The organism is Candidatus Nitrosocosmicus agrestis, from assembly GCF_008389435.1.
GTDB classification, from domain to species: Archaea; Thermoproteota; Nitrososphaeria; order Nitrososphaerales; family Nitrososphaeraceae; genus Nitrosocosmicus; species Nitrosocosmicus agrestis.
Genome location: NZ_VUYS01000002.1, coordinates 101114 through 123412, shown reverse-complemented (window position 1 = coordinate 123412; position 22299 = coordinate 101114). Strand labels below are relative to the sequence as shown.

Below are 22299 nucleotides of genomic sequence, written 5' to 3'. Positions count from 1 at the left end.
TATATGACAAAAATGCGTATCTCTATCCTTATTTCATTTGTTAGGATGATGATAATATTTATGATAGATCAAATGTCACATGCTCTAATTCTTTTAGATGGGGACAGATGAATATGATTTTTGTGCTTCTTAATATCTCGCTATTCTAATACTTCTTAAATTGACCTCTTTTTTGAATAAGCTAATGGTCATATGATAACAGGAATATATTTTAGAATTAAAGTATACCTTAAATGTTACCTAAGAAATTTTGGAAAGTGCAAATTATTTAATTCAAAAATTTGATTGTTAAAGAAATTATGATTATACATTAAATCTTAAAACCTATTTTTTATTCTGAATGTAAAGCTTGATCTGCTGACCTTCTTCCAATTTGACATTGGTATAATTGGTTACCGCTTTACCATTAACTGTTGCATTTACTACTTTGTCATCTGTATCAAGTTCACCCCATATTCTTAAGAAATCTCCAAGAGTGTAGTCTCTTTCTGTAATTGAACCAACTGTTATTCTGCCTTTATCATTTGTAGTGTATAGCGGAGCCATTCCTGGCATAGTTGTTTTTCCTTCTTCATCCATTGGCATTCCTGGAAATCCAAATTTGTCAAGACTATGGTCATTCCATAACTTATAGTCGATGCCAATTTGACTTGGTATTTTAATTGGTTTTCCTTCAATTGAGATGCTCAAATTCGAATGAAAGTAGACCGCAAATGGAGATACTTTCTCAGAATTCATACCCAGGTTTTGAGGTTTCATCATAAATTCAATGTAGATAATAATTGAAGTAACTACAACGACTACTATACTTATTATTATAACCTGTCTTTTTTTGCTCATCTCATATCATCAAGCTTTCTTAACTTTATACAAAGGTGAATAAATCCATGTCCATTTTACTATACTTAGATGAAATATGACTACAACCATCCAAAGATTTTAGTATCTAGCAATTACATATTAACATATCATTGAGTGATAATATATCAATTAATATTCGAAAGTTATCATTAAAAGCCAAGTTATTTAGAGGATTAGCAGATACAACTAGGCTTTCCATTTTAGAGTGTCTAAGGAATGGAGAAAGGACTACATCAGAAATAGTAAGAGAAACAAATCAAAATCAATCAAACATATCAAACCACTTAGCCTGTTTACTAGACTGCGGACTTGTTCGCAATAGACGAGAAGGAAAAAAAGTCTTTTATAATCTCAATAATGAAAGGGTAGCAAAATTCCTAGAAGAAAGCGATATCGTTCTTGCAGAGATAATTAGTGGGTTATACAAGTGTGTGAATTACAATGATGAATCCACTATGATAAACATTAGAAAATAAAGACAAGAAAATGAAAAGGAAATTTAATCTCTCAGTTGAAAATCCAATAGAAAATCTAAGAGATAAAGAGATGGAAAATATCAATTGCAATATAAAACTGCAAAAAGAAGTAGAAGTAGAAGCAGCAGAGGATAGTTGCAGCTGTTGTTCTAGCAATTCCGAACTTTCCCAAAGATTATCATCAATAGGATCAACAAACGGAAAGTCAGATTTAGAAGACCTAAAAATTATTGAGAAAATTGAAAGAAAAGAAAACAAAGAAGCAAAGATCCTCATATTAGTAGGGTTAACATTAACCATTCCTTTAGTAATTCTAGAATTACTAGAGTTCTATAATTTAGTCGGAGATAGTTTTATTCTCGGTTTTATTTTACTACTTTTAGCTACTCCTGTACAGATTCTACTAGGTAGACCATTTTACAAACGCTTTTACGATTCTATCAGAAAGAGAAAAAACTTTACCGTAGACGCCTTGGTGGTATTAAGCACGTCAGTTGCATATGGCTATAGTGTTATTGCACTTTTGACAAATCAAGATATTAGATTTTTTGAAGCATCTGCCTCTGTCATGACAATATTTACAATAGGTGAATTTGTTGAAAGTAAGGTATTAAGAACAACTTCTGAATCTATTAAGAGTCTGGTTGCCCTAAAACCACAAAAGACTATTGTAATAAGAGATAATGGAAAACAGGAAACTATTACTATTGAAAATTTAAAGGTAAATGATATTTTTATCGTTAAACCTGGCGAAAACATTGCAACTGACGGCATTGTTACTTTAGGTGAAACCTCAATAGATGAATCAATGATTACAGGTGAATCAATTCCAGTTGAAAAAAGAGTAAAAGACAAGGTCATTGGAGGTACCATAAACAAAAATGGATATGTTCATGTTAAAGCAACGAGTGTCGGAAGTCAAACAGTATTAGCAAGTATAATAGAATTAGTCTCAAAGGCAAAAACAAACAAACCTTCTATTCAAAAGATTGCAGACAGATGTGCCAAGTATTTTATCCCTATTGTGTTCTCAATAGCCATTATCTCTTCTCTTTATTGGTTATTAGTAGTGCAAGCGCCAATTCAATTCAGTGTAACAGTATTTGCCACCATACTGGTAGTATCATGTCCATGCGCCTTAGGCATTGCGACCCCAATGGTGATATCCTTAGCCATTGGTAAAGCTGCCAAACAAGGTATCATAGTTAAAGGTGGAATATATCTTGAGAGATTGGCGTCTGTTGATACAGTGGTATTTGATAAAACAGGCACATTAACTAAGGGTAAACCTGAAGTAACAAATGTTATTCCATCTTCTGGATTTGATGAACACCATTTGTTGCAGATGGCTGCTTCTACGGAAATTAAATCGGAACATCCAATAGCAAGAGCAATAGTGAAAAAGGCTAACGAGAGAAAGATATCCCTCTTTGAAGTTAATGAATTCAATACAATGACTGGTCATGGAATTATAGCTAAATATAACCAAAAACAGATATTGATTACCAGTCCACGCTCAAATACACAAAATACTCCTAAAATCAATGAAAATTCCATATCGAGGTTTAAGTCAAAAATTCCAATAGAATTTGAACAAAGAATTACGGATTTAGAATCAGAAGGCAAAACCGTAGTAACAATTTTTGTGGAAGGAAATTTTATTGGTATCATAGCAGTAGCAGATATGATAAGAGAGGATGCCTTATCCATAGTTAAAAAAATTAGATCTATGGGAAAGAAAGTAATTCTTCTGAGTGGAGATAACGAAAGGACTACTCTTGCAATTGCCCAACAAATAGGAATAGTTGACATATTTTCAGAAATGTTGCCACAACAAAAGGTAGAAAAAATTAAGTATCTACAGGAGAAGGAAAACCGCGTTGTAGCAATGATTGGAGATGGTATTAACGATGCACCAGCTTTAATTCAAGCCGATGTTGGAATAGCAATCGGATCAGGAACTGATGTCGCAAAGGAAGCAGGACATATTATTTTGATAAAAAATAATTTATCTGACATCTCATTCATTCTACAACTATCTGCATTTTCGCTGAAAAAAATAAAACAAAACCTGACGATTTCTTTTGCTTATAACTCTATTACCATTCCTATTGCGGCTGGGATATTATTCGGGTCTACAAATTCCCTAATACTGACACCGGCGTTAGCAGCATTAGGATGGGTGGTAAGCGATTCACTTGTTTTTGGTAATTCATTACTACTGAGGAAATTTAAAATTTAAAAAAAAACAGACATGACATAAATACCATAAGCTCAAAAGGAATTCTAAGAAACAAAACCGAATATTTCAATATGAGCCTGAATAAAACCAATGCTTGTGTGAAAAGCAGACTGTTTCTAAATCTGTATGCTCATTTTGTACCCAAGATATTTTGAAAAGTACAATTTTTGCTAGATATATCAACATAATTGTGCTTAATAATGTGGTGAACTACAATGCATAAAAAATTAATCAGTGTATTAGTTTCACAATCTTCCATAACATGATGCTTAATTCAAACTATAAGATGTATTCGAAAGTTAAGGTTCTAGTTGATCAGTTCTAAAGCATGTAATGCTCTTTAATTTTTACTCTTTTTGGGGTTGGTTTTGGTTTCCTTCATTAGGAGCACTACAACAATACCGGATGCCAAGCCAAGCCAAGCTACTACTTGTATTGCTGTAAACATGTTAACCATATCAGCTATAAATCCAATTCCAACTGCACCAAAAACAAATCCGATATCTCTCCAAAATCTATAAACACCTAACGAAGATGCTCGCCAGTTCGGATGCGAAATATCACTTATTGCAGCAAGTAAGGTTGGATATACCATCGCAGTTCCGATACCTAAAAGAGACATTCCCACAATCCAACCTATGTAATCATGTGAATAAAGAATCACCCAAATCCCAATTGCTTGTGTAAACATTCCTGGAAATATGAGAATCTTTCTACCTATTCTATCACTAAGTAATCCTGTGGCTAATTGCAAAACACCCCATATGCCAGGATGCAAAGCTTTCAATAAACCTATGTCAGATGCATTCAAAGCGTAAGAAGAAAAATAAATGGTGAATAATCCCCATGATACACCAAATATCAAATTGTTGACTAATCCTGCTTGACTAATTGCAAGTAAAGACCGATTCTTCCAAGAGGTTTCAAAAAAAACTGTAACAAAGCTTAGACTTCCGTCGCTGGAATTCTCGTTGGATCCAGTTTCCCCTTCTCTTTGTTCAGGGTTATCTCGTTCATGATTCTTTATCTCTAAAATCGTAAACTTTTTTGTGTCCTTGACAATTAACCACGAAATTAACAGACCTAGAACTGCAAAAGCAATTCCAAGATAAAATGGATATGGCTTTAATCCATATAGGGATGCAAGATAGCCTGTTATAATACCTACAATGGCTACAGAAAAATACCCTGAAAATTCATTAAATCCTAATGCAAATCCTCTTTTTTCTTTTCCCACAAGGTCAATTTTCATGTTGACAGTCATTGACCATGCTAGTCCTTGATTAATTCCCAGAAATACATTAGCAACTATAACCCAGTTCCAATCGGGCGCTATTAATAAAATGATAGGAACTGGAATTCCAAATATCCATCCCAAAATTAGAACGTTTTTTCTGCTCCATTTATCAGACAATTTTCCAGCAAAAAGATTCAAGATAGCTTTAATTAATCCAAAACTTGCGATAAAAGAAACAACTAATGTATTGGATTGAATTCCGAAGTCTTCTACACCAATAAGTGGAACCACTGTTTGTTCCAATCCAATCATTGACCCTACAAAAGCATTAACTAGAACAAGAATCAGGAACTGATTAATGTTGGGTCTTAGACCAAGTTTTATTTTAGAATCAATATTAGTGTCTCTGTCTATAGTCAACAAATACACCTATCATAAGATATCACATTATACGAAGATGATGATTCTATGAATGAGTAATTTATCATATCAAATACAAATTAAAACTTTATTTATTGTATATTAGCTTGCTATTGTTTTGCATACTATCATTTTCGATAATGCCGTTATCATATTTCTGAAATGGGAATTATGTTTTATATAACGGAAGCATAATTGTAAATTATAATATAAACTATGCTCATACGCTGAAAACAACTTTAAGAAAACTGAATAAATATCGGCCCTACATATAAGATCTATTTACCAACACCAATACAACAAGTTAAACCAATAACAAAAATAAATCTATTCATTCCATGACGTCTTATAGTTGCGTTTGAGTTATCAAGGCGCAAGGTCGCCCTTAAATTTCTGTGTCGTATGCCATTAGCATTATAACCTATCTAAAAATGCCGATTATCTTAATTATCTTATTTTCTTTAATTATTTAGATTTTGTTGCTATTCTTTATCGATCATTCAGTATCTATAGTAATGTTTAATTGCTTAGGAAATTGATTCTTGCTATTGTCTATTATGTCTCAACACTCGTCTAACGAGAAAACAAAGGTATTGTATCAACCTGAAAGAATGATTAGTACTACTTTACGAGTATATTCACAAACAGCTAGTCATATGGATATCATTTGCGACGAGAAGGGGGTAGAGGTAATAATCAATACAAAACCGATATGGGAGGGAATGAATGTATTAAAAAATAAGGGCATTAAATTAAGGTGCATAACTGATATCACGAGAGAAAACCTAAAGTGGTCTAAAAAATTTGTGAAAATTGTCCAGGTTCGTCATATTGACGGAATTAAGGGTGCTTTTGGAATTCACGATAATACTTACTACCTAGCATCAACAATTGTATTGAGAGAAGACAAGATATTCCCATCAGAATTAATCATAAGCAATGTTAAGACAATAGTCCAGCAGCAGCAGCACATATTCAACCTACTATGGGATAAAGCTATACCTGCAAAGCATCGGTTTAAAGAAATAGAGAAAGGACTTAAAAGAGAATTCATAGACACTATTAGGGATCCAGATGATATACTAGAAACTATTTTCAATATTATTAATTCTGCGTCAGAAAATATTCAAATAATTTTCTATAATTTTGCTACGCTTCATAGGCTGATGAGAATAGGTTTAATAGAACTTTTGAAAAATTTGCAATCAGGGCATAATATAGATATAAACATTTTAATATGTATAAAAGATGGGAACGAAATAAAAAAAATACAAAAAGAATTATCAAATTTTAAGGAAGAGATATCTGAAAAATTAATTTCATTGCATTTTAGATACATATCAAAGAACTCATTCAAATCAAAGGTGACTGCCTTGCTAATAGATTCAACATTATCATTGGTCATCGAGATGAAATCTTACATCGAAAATGATACATTTGAAGATTCAACTAGCATTGCAATTTATTCTAATAGCCAGTCAATTGCCGACACCAATTCCATAATATTTGAGAACCTATGGAATCAATCTGAAATTGAAATGAACTCAATATCATGAACGTGGAACGTATGTTTCAGATGCAATGATATATCATTGAACTTTAAATAAAAACAACTGATTACAGCCATTTTCTTTTTGATATGAGACACTGGTTCTTTAATGATAATTTCATAATGACAATAAGCCATCAATATTTTGCGATTCGATAGCATAGTGAAATGTTTCATCACACTTTAATTGGACAAGTTTTAATTAAGTTCAACTGAAATTGAAATGTCGTTAGTAAGAGAAATCAATAGAATAACTATATTTCTGCTCCGTTGTCCATTTTAGGCAATAAATACCTAAGGTCTTGATCAATGATACATGCAACACTACAATAAATTTGAGGTATTGGTATCGCACTAGTATATCTACTAAAGAACATTGGATGATTTTGCTTTTGATAATTTACTGAAATTCCATTGCCGATTTTTACTCTATATATAAAATCAAAAAACAGAATAAACTAATTATATCATCAATGGTCAATAATTATGTGAGAATTAAAAACTGAGAAAAATTTGTATCGACAAGTGATAGAAGAAATTACAATGAACATAAGGTTCATATTAACAGAGAAATTTTAGTAAGAGATCCCATTAAAAAATTGTAATTTTTGTTGTGAAATATATTCTTAATGTATTGTAAGATTCATACAATGACTCATAGCGTATTTTCACCTTATAAAAACATTATAAAGGTTACACATCAATCAATCCCTAATAGGGCACGTCTCTAGATCATGTTCAGAATCAAATGTTATGACAATATAATTTATTTTTTCAGTTGTTTGATGGCAAATAAAATATTTTTGGGATTATAGACAAATCTAACATTTCGTATGATTCTCCACGATTAGAACTAAGGCATTCCGTATTTATTTGGCCCATTACATCATTTGTGGAATGTTGCTCAAACAATAATTTTAGATGGCGATTTTGCTTTTTTCATGAGGAATAGTGATATGAAAATTGAAATGCTTGACAATATCACTGCTGTAAGAAAAATAAGGTCAAAAGAAAGAGATGATGGCAGCATTTCAGTAATCCCATTTGTGGTGGCGATCGTTGACTGATTTGTTTGCATATACATTGCAGCCAGGGCAGGACCGATAGAGCTACCTACTATCCTCAACATACTGCTCATCCCTATGGTTACTCCTGAAAACTCTCTAGGTGTTGCAACAAGGATAATGTTCATAGCGCCGACTGCAGCTAAGGATAAGCCTGCGGACACGATCGTTAATCCAACGGAAATCAATATCTCCGAGGAATGTAATAACAATATTATCATAAAGCCTGTGGTTGTCAAAACAGAGCCTAAGATTGTTGGTTTCATGGAACCCAATTTAGATATGATTAGTCCAGATGTTGGTCCAAATAACAATAGTACAATCGCAAATGGTAATTGAATTTGTCCAGTGTCAGATGGATTTCCACTAAACCCAATTGGTTTTGGAGTTTGTACAAGGATTGGAATAGTCTGAAACACCATAAACATTGACAATCCTACGATCATTATTATGATGCTAGAAAACAAAATCTTGGATTCTAAAAATATTTTAAAGTTCATAAGTGGATGCATACTACGCCTTTCAACTAGTATAAACAGTATGAGGGATACTAAGGACACTACAAAAATAGGTAAAACAGTTAAGACAGTATCGCCGTTTGGAGAAACATTACCCTTAGAAGAGTCAGGTTGTAATAAAGTAATTCCAAGAAGAAGTGAAGTAATAAGTATCGCAAGTAATGCCGAACCCTTAATGTCAATTTGACCTTTACTAGCCTTTTCTACCTTTTCTAAATTTTGATGCTTAGTTTTTATTTTATTTTTTTTATTACCTGTTTTGATTTCTGATTTCAAATTCTGATTTTCATAGCCGTAATAATTACTTTCACAAATATACTTCTTTATTACTAACAAAAGTATTATCGAAATTGGAATTATCGTTATGAATGTCATACGCCATCCAAAGTATTGGATAATAATACCTCCAACAGATAGACCTATTACCGCACCTATTGCAAACATGGATGTAATTAATCCTTGGGCTATGGACAATTTATTAAGCGGAAACTGATCCCTTACCATACCAAATGCTATTGGAAACATTGACATTCCAATACCTTGTATCGCTCTTCCAAATATCATCAAATAGATATCATTTGAAATTGCTCCGACAACTACTCCTGTAGTATATATTGCCATGATAACGAGTAACACTTTCTTTCGTCCATAAATATCAGAAAGTTTTCCAGCTATAGGAGTCATGACCGCTGCTGACACAAGATAAGCTGTCAAAAGCCAAGACGATAAACCATAATTTATATGAAAATCTTTAACGAGTGTAGGAATTGCAGGTATCAACATCGTTTCTGCGTACATAACCATTGTAGCAATAAAACTTAATATGATGAGGACTTTCCAAGACGAAAAAGGAACTTTTTCTTGATGTTGTATGGAAGCAATGCTATTAGGAACAGGTGATTTTTTTTTCATTTCATATTTGTTATTATTATTCTTGGGTTTTGTTTTATTTGAAACCATATATTTCAACTTCGTTATTCCAAATATTTCTAAAGGCAGTAGATCTACTGTAGGGAATTGTAGGTGCCTTCGTCAAAGGTATTTACTTCCATATTAGATTTGTTGCCGAGAATTTCTTTTGATGATGTATTAGAATGACATTCTTGATGTCTTTTAGATTGTATATTATTCCACATTTTCTCTAATGTATTTTTGGTTATGGATAATTCGTCATCGGAAATATTCATCAATAAAATGTTTTTTACTTTTTCCCCGTAATTCATTACTACATCTAGCACATCATCAGATTTCCTAGTTAACATGATCCTATTATTGCGTCTATCGTAACTATCCGATTGCCTTAGAACTAATCCATTTTTTTCCAATTTATCGATGATCGGAATAATGGTAGAATCCTCAATACCGATCTTGGATGCAATCTCTTTCTGAGTCATGCCATTGTTTTCATGTTTATTCTCATTGTCGTTTTTAACCAAAACCGTGATGACCCGCCATTGACCGTATGTTATACCAAGTTTGGCTCGTAACATTTGATCAACTGTATGAATTAACGCTTTTGCAGTCTTGTTAATTATAAATAGAATGGAATTTTCAAAGTCAAACTCAATTTTCTCACTATTTTCACTCACAATAGTCCATATGCCAATTAATAATATATAAATTATTTGTATACTCGCTATGAGTGAACGTATATTATAAATTTAAGAATATTCTATATATTTATAACCAAATCTTTTGGCGTACTCAAATTGTTTATAATTCATGATTCTCATCTTCTTTTATACATCAAATATTCTTCTGTTCTTTAGGGAATAAACATACATTGATTAAAAAGATATTTTTACAATGACAAGATGTGGAAGATAATTATTAGGAAAGAGTGAATCCACACTAATGATAATGTCATCTCAATAATGATGTACATCAACCTTTACTCAAAGTGATTGCAAAAAAGTAGTTGACAAAGTGAAATCTCATCCATGTTTTTAGGCTAGATTCCGCTCAATGGGGAACTTCAAATCCAATTAAAAATTTTGAATCAAAACTAATTGAGAAAAAGTATACTTTAGAAACTCTAAAAATAGTGCAATACTCTATACATGTAAATTGTCAGGGTTTCAGTTGACCATTCTATTCTCGTCCTTAACCAAGACTTTTGATGCTATGAATTAATCTATAAGGATTTTGTCATGTATGTTTTTGTCTATATGATGAAGAATATGACTGCAATTTTTTTAAAGTGAACAAACCAGCATACGGTGCATCTCATTTTATCGTAGACATTGCATATCCTGTCGGACAATAACTGAAGATAGGTCAAGTCGGTTTATAAAATGGATGTCACATGACATTAATACGTCTTACTGTTTTAACACAATTAATTATATAATATTTTAATTATTAGCCATCTAAATATTGAGTAGGCTACGACAATTTTATAAATATGACGATAAACAGAATATGATTGTCTGAATGTTACCGTATATATGATATAATATTATTTATAAATAGCCCGACTAGTCAGTTTCCTTTATTAGTAATTTTGAATAATTCAATAAGTAATTAACCTCATAGATCACACCATAAGATTTCTTTCAAATCTATAAATAGAATTTTAATACTTTTAACATAAAAATGAAGAGTACTTTTAGAAGTCCTATATTATACTGTTTTATATTTGGATTGATTATTCTATATTTTATTAATTCTAATACAGTGCTTGTAATGGGAGAAGATACTAGAGAAAATCTTAAAATTATTCCTGAACCAGGTGATTCCAATAACACAAAGGGCACCGATAAAAGCGATATTATCATAGGAAATAGTATTGTCAACACTATCAAAGGAAAAGACGCAGATGATATTGTGATGGGACGACAGGACAATGATCAACTGTATGGCGACAAAGGTAATGACATTATGCAAGGTAATTCGGGAGCAGATGTCATATTTGGGGATGATGGCAATGATCTTATTTATGCAGGTGTAGATGAGGACTATTTAAATGGTGGTTTAGGAAATGACCGATTGTATGGTGATGATGGAGATGACGTACTAGAGGGTGAAATGGGCAAAGATTATTTTGATTGCGGTGGAGGATATGACGTTATAGTTGATTTTAGAAAAAATGAGGGTGACGTAGCACAAAATAATTGTGAGGAAATCAGAGTCAATCTATAATGAAAAAAATTATCAATATGAATATTGTATAAAATATACATCATTACCACTTTTATAAATAGCCCGACTAGTCAGTTTCCTTTATTAAGGAGAATGTTGATTTTTTAAGTATGTTTTTAAATAACTTAATACCGGCAATATTCCTCTCCTTTGCTATGCTCACTAACCTAATTATTTATGAGGATGCATACGCCACGGCAAGAATTAGCGCCCCTGCAATAACATCTGGAGATAATGAATCAATGACGTTTAATCCTTCATTCTCAAATTCTAGTCTCCCCACCTCTATTTCTAATTCGTCTGTTGCACAGAGCGGAAATGGTAATGATATTAGCGGCGTAAATTTCATACCCGCATCGTTTGGTAATGATAGAATAACAGGAACAGACGGAGTCGATTTGATCGTAGCCTTAGATGGTTCAGACAATGTTCATGGAATGGGTGGTGATGATAAGATTCAAGGCAACGAAGGAGCAGACCAATTATCCGGCGAAAATGGTAACGATGTTTTACAAGGCGGAACGGGAAGCGATCAACTCAATGGGAATGAGGGACATGATGTGTTAGCGGGTGGTATAGATGATGATTATTTAGTAGGAGAGTCCGGGAATGACAAACTTTACGGAGATGTAGGCGACGATATTTTGATTGGTGGACCAGGAGCGGACTACTTTGATTGTGGTGACGGAATAGACGTTATCACTGATTTCAATTTAGACGAAGGTGATGACAATGCAGGCAATTGTGAAGAAATTCAGAATTAAATTAATGAATTCTTTTACTTCTAAAATTTATTTATTTTTAACAAATAATACCCTTAGAACTGGAATATAATTATCTCTGATTTAGTTTTGTTTTATTCATAATTTACTTTAATATCATAAAATTTACCCGGTCAACTTTTGAAATACGTTTGGAGCCTTTTAGACTAGTTTAATGAAAAAATGAGAAGCTAAATTAACATTTCTATTACTTCTAGGTTTAAATAAAAGAAATATTAGAAAGTGTATTAATCGATCTCACCTGACCAGTCAGTTTATTTATTATATGGATATCTTCAACTTTAGCATATGAAATGCGATAATTCGTCTGCGCTTCATTCAAATAATGCAAACTCTTTTGATGAGGAACGCAATTCAGGCTCAAAAGAATAGATCATTTCAAAACAGATTCGAGAAGGTTATAGTAATTGGCCTTGGTCAGCTTGGGCTTCCAGTTGCTAGATATATCAAAGAACATGGCTTTGATACTTATGGTTATGATATCAATCAAAAAGCCATGCAATCAGCTGAAACCAACTATGGAATAAAACAAGCAACAAACTTTGGCGAATTTGATGTATTAATTATCTGTGTATCAACACACGTACCAAATGACATGTTTTCACCTCAAGTTGATGGTTTAATGTCGGTTGTTGAAAAAATATCACGAGAAGCTAAATCAGGTGCACTTATTTCAATTGAAAGTACAATTCCAAAAGGTACATCCAAAAAGGTATTTGAAAAAGTAGATCATAGACTGCATGTAGTACATGCACCACATAGATGGTATGCTTTAGAAGAAGAGATTCATGGTGTCAACCAACTCCGAATAGTTGGTGGTGTTAGCAATTGTTGCTTACAGCATGGCCTTAATTTTTATGATGGTGGGACTTTAGTCTCTAAACCCTCTTTTGAGGGAGCAGACTTTTCATCTATCTCGGCACCCAATACAATGATGCGTTATGTACCCACCTCGATATCAGGTGACAATTTGATTGATGAAAAAAACAACCATCCTTGTGATTATGTTGGTGAACATTCATGACAATGATGATATGCGGCCTTCATTGTTAATTCCAATAAGTTCTGTTTCATCGTGACGTTGCAGAGGTTACAAAGATTGTAGAAAACTCCCACAGATACCTCCAGATTGCATTTGCTCAGGAACTTCTTTTGTACTGCATCTCTAATAATATTAGTTTTACAGAATTACGTGAAGCTCTTAATACTAAATGGAATGTTGACATTCTTGAACCAAGAGATGGAATAAGTGGTCAAGATCTTCCAAAAGACACTAAAATGTTTATCAATTATTCTAATACTATAAAAAGTGAAATCATTAAACTGTAATGGGAGTTGATAAGGGCTAGAGAGTATCTTCATAATAAACTAAAGTAAGCAACGCATTAGTCAACGAATAGATCCGTCAAGTTGTGTTACCCAAATTACATATCTAAACTAATTTGAGATGTAAAAGTCGTCATAGGGATTACATATATAGATTAATAAAAGAAATACGTGATATACAGAAATAGTATTTATGGATTCAGAACATGATTTTGATGATTCTTATAACTTGGATAATGATAAGAAAGGAAATATGGCCATTGCCAATTTGAGTGATTCAGACAATATTAGAAGTTATTATTTAAATTTAAGAAACGAAATTCGACGGATATATAGAAGTTCAGATGATGGGAATAAGTTATCTCAGATAGACGAGGAATTAAAATAGATCTAGAAAGTGGATACAGATACTCGAAAGTATTAGATTTTGTAGTGAAGACACCATATCGATTTTGGTATCTAGATTAAATAAAAAAAATCAGCCGTTAATTTCATGCCTCCAGATGGGCTGGTTTTAATATTACGATTGCAATTTCATCCGCTATTGTAGCGATCAAAAAATGTCTCTGTTAAGGTTTGGCTTGGTAACATCTACAGTCTCAAGGTTCCAGGTTCTTGTGTATTTGTAGTTTAATCTCTTTTAAGTGCTAAAACAGGAAGTAATCTAGCTGCTTTTAGTGATGGAAAGAGCCCCGCCATAAAGCTTAAACCCACCGTAATAAACCATACTCTAGTTAAATCAGGTAAAGTATATACTGGCACAATGGGCGGCTGGCCACCTGATCCCATCCCTGAACTTAGCAAATATCCAAATACCATACCAGAACTCAATCCCGACGTCGCACCCAATATACCGATTAATAGCGCTTCTACTAAAAATAATGATAAAACATACGAATCTCTAGCTCCAATCGCCTTAAGCGTTCCTATTTCTCTCGTTCTTTCAACAACTGAGGTATATAGAGTTGTAATTATTCCAACTGCTCCTACAATTAAGGAAACTAAAGCTATGCTTAGTAAGAATGAACTTATTCCACTGGTAAACTTCTTTATTGTTTCTATAATAGCTTTTACAGTGGTAATGCCTATGTTATTTCCATATAGTTTTCGAATTTCCTGTTCTATCGCGTCTATTAGTTCTGCAGAACGCCCTACAATAATAATAGCATCAAATTTTCCAGATTTATGAAACAGTGTGTTAGCCACATCAGGATTAATGACCACGGCATTATCTATATTTGGATTACCAGTTGATTTCATGATAGCTCTTACTACAAAGCTTTTGACCTCCTCATCTTCGTCCCCTGTTACAGGATCTACAAAAGAATATGACATCCTCACTGTCTGTCCTAAAGATAAATATGGCACTTCGTCACCTGGGGGTTGTGCAATATCTTCGGAGATGATGACTGAAGAAGGGTCATTTTGTCTTACTGCAGATCCTTCTACATATTCCAAGGTGGGCGATAGTACAGATAGTTTCTCCGGATTAATAGCAAATACTGAATAATCCTTTGTCTTTCCTTGGGATGTGAGTGTCACAGAAGCCTGGTATACGGGGATAGTTTCTTTAACGTAGGGTAAAGACTTTAATCGATTTTCTACGGCATCGTTTAAAGTGATTTTAGGTGGGGTGGATGCTCCTGTAGACGGACCAGCTCCTGCGCCTCCTGATGATGTTTGTTGTGCAGGACTGACGAACATGATATTCCCCGCTAGGTTACTTGTTTGTTTGCTAAAGAATTCAGAAAATCCAGATCCAATTCCACCTACAGCCACCATCAGACTGCTACCGACCATTACCATAATTATAGTCAATATAGATTTGACTTTTCTTTCTTTGATGGCATCAAAAGAGAGAATAAATATTTGCTTAAAGTTCATTTGAATTTATCCCATTTATTTTAAGTCGAGAGCACTTGTCATTTATTTTATTTTGAGATATTAATTGTGTAATAATAATCATGTTTTGTCCTCATCATCATCATCAAATAACGAATCATCTGTACTATTGTTATCTCTCTCACTATCCAGGTCATTTGTTGTTGAATCTTTAGATTTTTTTCGTTGTCTTTTTCTCCCCCTTATTAAAAATATAGCTAAAAGTATACCTACTAACAGTATTATAAGTAATATGAATAAATTGTAGCTGATACCAAAGATACTTTGATTGTTGTTTTCTTTTTTCTGAGTATTGGCTTTGTATGTTAAGGAATCGTTAAGAATAATAGTATGATCATTTCTTAGATTGTCCTTAAAGCTTATCTTTAATGTAACTGGATAATCCCCGGAAGGTAAGCCTTCTGTAATGTTAATCGGAATACCAAAGGGAAGTGGTGAATTTTCTGTAAGGTCGCCCAAATATTGAGAAGGAGGAAGATTCGAAAACAATTTGGCCTTTAATCCCTGACTAGGGTTTATAGGTTTTGAACTTTCATTTTGGAAACCATCTGTTGACTCAGAAATTGTATTATTATTTGATTTGAGATCTAGAGATTCACCATTCTGAGCTTGTATTCGCGTAAAAAATGCCATCGTATTTCCCTCGTTTAGCAAATTACCCACCAAATTAGGAAACCCTCCTATCTCATTTATGGCCAAGTCATACAATGTAACTTTTATTTGTCCCTCAACGTAAGCTCCGAGATCTAAAACATCAGATCTTGTTTTTCCCCCCGTGATGTATTCGGCGTTTACTGTAAAAGATATTGGTTTATTTATCATATCCTCAGAAGCAAAAACCAATGTGGATATCTCCTTTTCCATATTAGGTACAAAAAGAGGAATTGACCATCTTGTATTTCCCAAAATTTTGACAGAATCTGACGGCGAGGAAAGTGATAATATGGCATTTTGTAAAATACTGCTTCCAGTATTGGTTACAACAAAGTTCATTTTCTCTATCTTGCCAGAACTAATCGTAATTGATTGTCTCGAATTGTCATCATTATTTGGTTGTAATTGTTCGATTTTGTTTTGTCCGTTATTGTTGGAACTCGCATTTACCAAGGAGGTTCCGTTTTCTAATGGTCTTATGCTCAATGTTGATTCGGGAGCATTTGGCGAAACTACTATCCCTACAGAGGAATCTAAGGTTTTTTTGTTTCCGTATGCATCGTTATAGGAAATTTCCAAATTCATTGTTTGGATTGTTCCGCCAGCATTATAATCCGCATACAATAATGGGTTGATAGTAACTAGTTCATTTGATCTAATTTTTCCTATGTCGAAGGTATTTGCCTCTAGTGTTGCAATATTGGAAGTATTTTGATTGTTCTCCCCTATACTTTGAGTTCCTGTCTGAGTTTCAGAAGAGGAAGAATTATTTTGATTATTGCTAATATTGTCATTATCGTTTTGTTGATTGGTCGAACTATCTCCTATACTTGTAACTGTGTTACCGTTAAGATTTGTGATGGTAGCTATCACTCCATTTGCATCGGCCGAACCCTTGTTCTTTATAGCGACAGTAGCCTTATTCAAAGTACCTGTAGTAAGATTTTGAGTAAGTGAGGTGGTGTCCAATATTACCTTCCCAGTTATTCTGAATGGAATATCCAAGGTTGATGAAATTTGTCCAACTTCTTGAACCTTTGAATAGACTAGATCTAAGTTAGATGAATAGGGACCCACCGTTGCATTTCTTAATACATCGACAGAAAAATATAGTGGAAAACTCTCACCGGGTTTGACAATGGTATTATAACTTGCTACCGATACATTTGATGTATTTACACCATTCTGACCTGGAATGGACCTAAATTGGTCAGGCAGAGTAAGGTATCCTTTTAGCCCAGTAATATCCGTTCTACCTGTGTTTACAATAATGACCGCAAGAGTAGAAGGTCCCTCGCCCGGTCCCACTTCTATTCTATTAGGTGTGGTCAAATCCGTAGGTGATGAATTTGTAGAAGGTGTATCGGTCCAGTAAGAATCAAGAAACAAAGGATTTCTTGTGTCTGCAGTGGATACGAATTGGCCATGTGCGAAATAATTAGAATAAAGTGGTAAACCAGAAAATAAAATCAATACCATCAAAGCAAAGGAATAGATTGTTTTATTAGTATGTAATAATTTTTTATAATTCATTTATTTTATCTCGCTAAATTTTGGAATCTGATCCTCTATGTTAATGCGTACTTTTGGTTAATCGATTCTCTTTCCACTTGTCCATCTTTTATAAATATTGTCCGGTCAGTTCTTGCGGCTAGTTCAGGATTATGTGTTACAAAAACAATAGTTCGATTATATCTTTTTGTCAACATTCTAAGAAGCTCGAAAACTTCTTCACCTGTTTTTGTATCTAGGTTACCGGTTGCCTCATCAGCCAAAATGATTGCAGGATTATTCATCAGCGATCTTGCAATAGCTACTCTTTGCTGCTGTCCACCGCTAAGATTAGTGGGTTTATAATTTGATTTGTTTTTAATTCCCAATAGGTCCAAGAGTTTTAGTGCGCGTGATTTTCTTTGTTTGTCACTCATACCTGCGATTATTGCAGGAATTTCAACATTCTTTTGGACAGTCGTTCGGTTAATAAGATTATATGATTGAAAAATATATCCAATTAGCTTATTTCTCATATCAGCAATTTGTGATTTAGATAATGCAAATATGTCTACATTATTGATAAAAATTTTACCCGACGAAGGAGTATCTAAGGCCCCCATTATGTTTAATAGAGTAGATTTTCCGCTTCCTGATGGCCCCACAATTGAAACGAATTCACCCTTCTTTATTATAAAATTTATTCCTTTCAGTACAACTGACTTTCCGGCTTGTGATTCATAAATTTTATGAAGATTCCTTACTTCCATTGCAATATTAGAACGATTAGTTTTCTTGGCGTTATTAGAACGTGCAGTATCATCTACAACAACGTCGCTGTCATCTGCTAAATCGCGTCCAAGATTCTGTTGACTAACACGTGGCGGAGGATTACTATAAGAAGGTTTAATATTCAAATCAACCGAAAACTCTGCATTTTCCGATTCCTCAAGGTCATTCTGGTCATGCGGAGCCCTATTGCTATTCATTGGAGATCTGATACTACAGGATTAAACAATCTCCTTAATAAACGAAACTGACCAGTCAGACATGTATATATAGTAGATCTACATACACAGTCGAATAATGGAAACATTGAACTATCGCATTATTATATACATTGATTACATTGGCAGGTTTGATTTTTCAAACATATTATTAAAAGAATTCTTTAAAATACTGGTATGATTTAATAGAGATGGAGAGAGTTGTGTCCAAGAGTCACCATTGAATACAAGAAAGAAAAAAAGAGCCAGATATTACGCTCTGCAATTAAGTGTTTTTCAAAATATGGATTTGATAAGACACGTATGGAGGACATTGTTAATGAATCCGAATTAAGCAAGGGAACTTTATACAACTATTTTAGTAGCAAAGAAGACTTATTTCAGGCGATTGCTGAAGATAGTTTGAATTTATTCTACTTACAACTTAGAAACACTTTCACAAAAAACAGAGAAGATATAATATCTAATACTGAACGCTTCTACGATGAATTTCGAAAGATACAGAGAGAAGGAAGTGAAAAGGTTTTTTTTGAAGCAATCGCAGAATCCTCAAGAAATCCCAAACTTCAAAAGATCTTGAGAGATCATAGAAAAAAACTTTACAAAATTTCTTATGATCATATGCAACTTCAGATTAAAAAAGGATGGTTTAAAGAAGATATAAACTTGGAGTTGATTGCTGCCGGAGTTGTCTCATTATTTGATGGACTGACAATAGGAAGAATCTTAGGTATTCCTGAAACATATAACAAAAAAGTATGGGTGGAAATTAATCAATTGATTTTGGATGGCATTAAATCAACGTAGGGGTTATGATGACTTATCAAAGAATAAAGTATCAACCTGAAGTAATTCTTAGAAATAGTAGCGAAATGTTTCTCATAATATATTTATCAATTCCTTATAAGGTATAAAGAAGAGATACAGTTATGACGAAACCATTACCAATCGCTTTTATGATTACAAATATTTTAGTTCTCTTGCTATTTTCAAATGTTTTTCTAAATCATAATTGGGCAGTATATGCTGGAGGAGATGGAGACGGAGAAAGATATACAGGACCCCTTAATCAAGGAGATTCCCAGGAAAAGATGATTTACTGCACCTTTAATCAAGAGGTAAAAGCTCCATTATGTGAAGGAACGTCTCGAAGTGATATTATAATTGGTACGGTACAGGAGGACTTTATCAAAGGCAAAGGTTCTGATGATGCTTTGCAAGGCAGAGCTTCTGCTGACGATATATTCGGCGGAGATGGCGATGACGATGTACAAGGTGGCGAGGGAAGTGACAACATCTATGGAGAGGATGGTAATGATTTGCTGTATGGTGGCTTAGATGGTGATTACTTGGTAGGTGGAAAAGGTAATGATGAATTATACGCAGGTGCCGGAGAAGATCTTCTCGAAGGCGGTCCAGGATCTAACTACTTCGATTGTGGCGACGACTACGATATAATCATAGATTTTGATCCCTCCAAAGATGTTGCATCCAATAATTGTGAAGATGTTAGAACCGATCTTTAATTTCGGTTATGCGCAAATCAATGAGCTTGTTGTGATATCTGATTTTAAATTTTAGATGGTTTAGTTATGAATATAATATTACATCCTAGAGAAATGGTATTAATGACTATATTTACATGATTAAGTATCTAGACCAAAATACAAGATTCACAATTACTCGTTCCTTAGAACATATGTATAGAAAAATCAGACTTGAAAAACCAATATACAATCCTATTGGATCTATTAAACAAGAGTTAACATCTATAACCAACTCAGAAATTGAGTTTGTAAAGTTTGTAACAGCAAATATGCCTCCTCAACCAATGAACTATGAGAAAATTGTTCTATTTAATAAGAATCTGACTTCCTGTGAAATAGTGGATCAAAAGGATTTGGAATCAGGACCAAACTCTTGTGGAATAAGTACATAGTTCCTCCTCTTTTAACGATACCTCGCCGGACTCTAAATAATTAGTTCATGTGACACAACGTCTACATCAATTATTGTCACACATTCAAACATTTTGGAGTGGGGAGAGGTGTACGTCCTAAATTCATGATGAAATTAAAAAAAGAATAAGTATTGAACATAATAAAAGCACTAATCTGGATAATATCTGTCAAATAAGAAAGTTCCGCTCTGAAACTATCATTAGATATGCTTTTGAACCTAGTAAATGCTTAGTGTAACTTGTTACACAAGCTATTCCAAAAGTGCAAAACAATTTGTTAAAGTTGGATTCCCATATGGAAGCGTAATTGATAATTCAAGATTTAATTTATATGACTATTATATTATAGTAGAAGAATTTATTCTATGTATTTTGTAATACAATAGAAGTGTACCACAACCATAAAAAGGACGCAAATCTTAATTAAGTCTATATTAATAGAGATTCAACGGTTTTGCAGTTCAAAAACAATGGGATCAAGACTTTGAATTTCGATTATTACAGTTTTAAAAATAAGGATAAAAATATTTTAAATGCTCAGATAATAACCAATAAAGACCGAATATATCAATATATCAAAAACAATCCCGGAACACATTTGAGAAAAATTAAGAAAGATTTAGGTCTAGCCATGGGAGACATTCAATATAATCTAAATGTTCTTGAGAAATCAGATCTCATCAAATATAGAAGGATTAGTATCTATAAACACTATTATGTAAAATATGTTTTTGGAAATAGAAATGAGTTAGTTTTGGCTATACTGCAACAGGAAACTCCGCGAGCAATTATTTTGTGTCTTCTTGAATTTCCTGGATTGTCTCAGAAAGAAATATCTCAGAATTTGGGATTGTCTATCCCTACCATTAAATGGCATATTTCAAAGCTATTCGAAATGGAATTAATCCATTTCCATAAAGAAGGTAGAACACTAAAATGTTTTTTAAGTGGTGATAATATGGATTTTATAAAAATGATGCAGTCGTATCATCCATCATTGTTATCTAGATTATCTAACACATTGATGGATGTTTTTATAGAATTATCATCAGTTACCATTTTAAACACCGATAAAAACGACCATCCTGATAATCCTTTTTTAATAGGAGAACCAAAGGTGTTTAATTCGAATATACATAAAATAAAGAAAGAGGAAGAAAAGAATTGAATTCTTCTTTTAGCCTATCCTTTATCAGTTTAAATATGATAATAATCGCCTTGTCAATCACTATTTCTCCATCTTTTGCAGTTTTAACAGAAGGCCCCCATCACAGCGATTTCACGGACTTTCAAGAACATATTACTGAAGTGTTTGATTTAGGAAGTGCTGTTTTTTCCGCTTTCATTATTGCAATTACTCTTGTTGCATATAGAAATCTGAGATCAAAAAGAATAATTCTTATTTCTATAGCTTTTACGTTGTTTTTTACTAGGTCAATATTCTCAATATTTGATCTAGTTCAACCTGAAACTCTGGAAATTTTCCTATCGATTCTGAGTTTTGGTGGATTGGTATTTTTTGTGGTTGCAATTTTCCAAATGGGGAGGTTCAAGTTATGGAAGACCAACACAAATCATTATTTTAAGTAGTGTGCCAATCGACGATTGATTTTACTTTTTGTTGTTTGATAGTGTCAGGTTTTCACTAAATGTCTGATTTAGATTATCC

The 22299-nt window shown here is 33.2% G+C and carries 20 protein-coding genes; 13 read left to right on the top strand and 7 right to left on the bottom strand.

Annotation, left to right across the window (positions count from 1 at the left end):
- Nucleotides 1-324 precede the first annotated feature (324 nt).
- A complete protein-coding gene (locus F1Z66_RS01520) occupies nucleotides 325-840 on the bottom strand; it encodes a hypothetical protein (RefSeq protein ID WP_149861835.1) in 516 nt (171 codons plus the stop codon).
- 131 nt (nucleotides 841-971) lie between these two features.
- Between F1Z66_RS01520 and F1Z66_RS01515 the strand changes: the two genes are divergently transcribed.
- Both F1Z66_RS01515 and F1Z66_RS01510 read left to right on the top strand, forming a co-directional pair.
- Complete coding sequence (locus tag F1Z66_RS01515; RefSeq protein WP_201448546.1) at nucleotides 972-1337, top strand: ArsR/SmtB family transcription factor; 366 nt, start codon at nucleotides 972-974, stop codon at nucleotides 1335-1337.
- A 10-nt stretch (nucleotides 1338-1347) separates the two neighbouring features.
- Complete coding sequence (locus F1Z66_RS01510) at nucleotides 1348-3579, top strand: heavy metal translocating P-type ATPase (protein WP_149861834.1); 2232 nt, start codon at nucleotides 1348-1350, stop codon at nucleotides 3577-3579.
- 340 nt (nucleotides 3580-3919) lie between these two features.
- On the opposite strand, the gene F1Z66_RS01505 is transcribed toward F1Z66_RS01510, so the two are convergent.
- Complete coding sequence (locus F1Z66_RS01505; RefSeq protein ID WP_438502933.1) at nucleotides 3920-5245, bottom strand: MFS transporter; 1326 nt, start codon at nucleotides 5243-5245, stop codon at nucleotides 3920-3922.
- 548 nt (nucleotides 5246-5793) lie between these two features.
- Here F1Z66_RS01505 and F1Z66_RS01500 point away from each other — a divergent pair.
- Nucleotides 5794-6792, top strand: a complete 999-nt coding sequence (locus F1Z66_RS01500; RefSeq protein ID WP_149861833.1) for a hypothetical protein — start codon at nucleotides 5794-5796, stop codon at nucleotides 6790-6792.
- Between the two features lie 897 nt (nucleotides 6793-7689).
- Here the strand turns inward: F1Z66_RS01500 and F1Z66_RS01495 are convergent.
- Together F1Z66_RS01495 and F1Z66_RS01490 are read right to left on the bottom strand one after the other, a co-directional pair.
- Nucleotides 7690-9327 (bottom strand): MFS transporter, encoded by a 1638-nt coding sequence (locus tag F1Z66_RS01495; RefSeq protein ID WP_149861832.1) that lies wholly within the window; start codon nucleotides 9325-9327, stop codon nucleotides 7690-7692.
- Nucleotides 9328-9371: 44 nt separating this feature from the next.
- On the bottom strand, nucleotides 9372-9956 hold the full coding sequence (locus F1Z66_RS01490; protein WP_149861831.1) for a MarR family winged helix-turn-helix transcriptional regulator: 585 nt from the start codon (nucleotides 9954-9956) through the stop codon (nucleotides 9372-9374).
- A 1096-nt stretch (nucleotides 9957-11052) separates the two neighbouring features.
- Here F1Z66_RS01490 and F1Z66_RS01485 point away from each other — a divergent pair.
- The 5 genes from F1Z66_RS01485 to F1Z66_RS01465 all read left to right on the top strand — a co-directional run bounded on the left by F1Z66_RS01485 (nucleotide 11053) and on the right by F1Z66_RS01465 (nucleotide 14004).
- Nucleotides 11053-11508, top strand: coding sequence for a calcium-binding protein (locus F1Z66_RS01485; protein ID WP_159357392.1), 456 nt, complete (start codon nucleotides 11053-11055; stop codon nucleotides 11506-11508).
- A gap of 110 nt (nucleotides 11509-11618) precedes the next feature.
- Entirely contained in the window at nucleotides 11619-12272 is a 654-nt protein-coding gene (locus F1Z66_RS01480) for a calcium-binding protein (protein ID WP_149861829.1), read from the top strand.
- Nucleotides 12273-12630: 358 nt separating this feature from the next.
- Nucleotides 12631-13314, top strand: a complete 684-nt coding sequence (locus tag F1Z66_RS01475; protein WP_159357391.1) for an NAD(P)-binding domain-containing protein — start codon at nucleotides 12631-12633, stop codon at nucleotides 13312-13314.
- A gap of 41 nt (nucleotides 13315-13355) precedes the next feature.
- A complete protein-coding gene (locus tag F1Z66_RS01470; protein ID WP_149861827.1) occupies nucleotides 13356-13619 on the top strand; it encodes a hypothetical protein in 264 nt (87 codons plus the stop codon).
- 190 nt (nucleotides 13620-13809) lie between these two features.
- Entirely contained in the window at nucleotides 13810-14004 is a 195-nt protein-coding gene (locus F1Z66_RS01465; protein ID WP_149861826.1) for a hypothetical protein, read from the top strand.
- Between the two features lie 242 nt (nucleotides 14005-14246).
- Here the strand turns inward: F1Z66_RS01465 and F1Z66_RS01460 are convergent, their stop codons facing one another.
- The 3 genes from F1Z66_RS01460 to F1Z66_RS01450 all read right to left on the bottom strand — a co-directional run bounded on the left by F1Z66_RS01460 (nucleotide 14247) and on the right by F1Z66_RS01450 (nucleotide 18652).
- Nucleotides 14247-15500 carry an ABC transporter permease gene (locus F1Z66_RS01460; protein WP_149861825.1) on the bottom strand — a complete coding sequence of 418 codons (1254 nt, stop codon included), beginning with the start codon at nucleotides 15498-15500 and terminating at the stop codon, nucleotides 14247-14249.
- A 78-nt stretch (nucleotides 15501-15578) separates the two neighbouring features.
- Nucleotides 15579-17705, bottom strand: coding sequence for a COG1361 S-layer family protein (locus tag F1Z66_RS01455; protein WP_149861824.1), 2127 nt, complete (start codon nucleotides 17703-17705; stop codon nucleotides 15579-15581).
- 35 nt (nucleotides 17706-17740) lie between these two features.
- Nucleotides 17741-18652: an ABC transporter ATP-binding protein gene (locus F1Z66_RS01450; protein ID WP_230207402.1), complete on the bottom strand. Its 912-nt coding sequence runs from the start codon at nucleotides 18650-18652 to the stop codon at nucleotides 17741-17743.
- Nucleotides 18653-18871: 219 nt separating this feature from the next.
- On the opposite strand from F1Z66_RS01450, the gene F1Z66_RS01445 reads away from it, so the two are divergent.
- From F1Z66_RS01445 to F1Z66_RS01425, 5 genes are all read left to right on the top strand, one after another.
- A complete protein-coding gene (locus F1Z66_RS01445) occupies nucleotides 18872-19477 on the top strand; it encodes a TetR/AcrR family transcriptional regulator (protein ID WP_149861823.1) in 606 nt (201 codons plus the stop codon).
- A gap of 122 nt (nucleotides 19478-19599) precedes the next feature.
- Nucleotides 19600-20196 carry a calcium-binding protein gene (locus F1Z66_RS01440; protein ID WP_149861822.1) on the top strand — a complete coding sequence of 199 codons (597 nt, stop codon included), beginning with the start codon at nucleotides 19600-19602 and terminating at the stop codon, nucleotides 20194-20196.
- A 116-nt stretch (nucleotides 20197-20312) separates the two neighbouring features.
- On the top strand, nucleotides 20313-20609 hold the full coding sequence (locus tag F1Z66_RS01435; RefSeq protein ID WP_149861821.1) for a hypothetical protein: 297 nt from the start codon (nucleotides 20313-20315) through the stop codon (nucleotides 20607-20609).
- Nucleotides 20610-21084: 475 nt separating this feature from the next.
- Entirely contained in the window at nucleotides 21085-21798 is a 714-nt protein-coding gene (locus F1Z66_RS01430; protein WP_149861820.1) for a winged helix-turn-helix transcriptional regulator, read from the top strand.
- Nucleotides 21795-22220, top strand: a complete 426-nt coding sequence (locus F1Z66_RS01425; RefSeq protein ID WP_149861819.1) for a hypothetical protein — start codon at nucleotides 21795-21797, stop codon at nucleotides 22218-22220. Before F1Z66_RS01430 ends, F1Z66_RS01425 begins: the two co-directional genes overlap by 4 nt.
- Nucleotides 22221-22299: the final 79 nt, after the last annotated feature.

Coding starts and splice junctions, on each gene's coding strand:
- F1Z66_RS01520 (WP_149861835.1), bottom strand. CDS start 840: ATGAGCAAAAAAAGACAGGTTATAATAATAAGTATAGTAGTCGTTGTA.
- F1Z66_RS01510 (WP_149861834.1), top strand. CDS start 1,348: ATGAAAAGGAAATTTAATCTCTCAGTTGAAAATCCAATAGAAAATCTA.
- F1Z66_RS01500 (WP_149861833.1), top strand. CDS start 5,794: ATGTCTCAACACTCGTCTAACGAGAAAACAAAGGTATTGTATCAACCT.
- F1Z66_RS01495 (WP_149861832.1), bottom strand. CDS start 9,327: ATGGTTTCAAATAAAACAAAACCCAAGAATAATAATAACAAATATGAA.
- F1Z66_RS01485 (WP_159357392.1), top strand. CDS start 11,053: ATGGGAGAAGATACTAGAGAAAATCTTAAAATTATTCCTGAACCAGGT.
- F1Z66_RS01480 (WP_149861829.1), top strand. CDS start 11,619: ATGTTTTTAAATAACTTAATACCGGCAATATTCCTCTCCTTTGCTATG.
- F1Z66_RS01475 (WP_159357391.1), top strand. CDS start 12,631: ATGAGGAACGCAATTCAGGCTCAAAAGAATAGATCATTTCAAAACAGA.
- F1Z66_RS01465 (WP_149861826.1), top strand. CDS start 13,810: ATGGATTCAGAACATGATTTTGATGATTCTTATAACTTGGATAATGAT.
- F1Z66_RS01460 (WP_149861825.1), bottom strand. CDS start 15,500: ATGAACTTTAAGCAAATATTTATTCTCTCTTTTGATGCCATCAAAGAA.
- F1Z66_RS01455 (WP_149861824.1), bottom strand. CDS start 17,705: ATGAATTATAAAAAATTATTACATACTAATAAAACAATCTATTCCTTT.
- F1Z66_RS01450 (WP_230207402.1), bottom strand. CDS start 18,652: ATGAATAGCAATAGGGCTCCGCATGACCAGAATGACCTTGAGGAATCG.
- F1Z66_RS01440 (WP_149861822.1), top strand. CDS start 19,600: ATGACGAAACCATTACCAATCGCTTTTATGATTACAAATATTTTAGTT.
- F1Z66_RS01435 (WP_149861821.1), top strand. CDS start 20,313: ATGATTAAGTATCTAGACCAAAATACAAGATTCACAATTACTCGTTCC.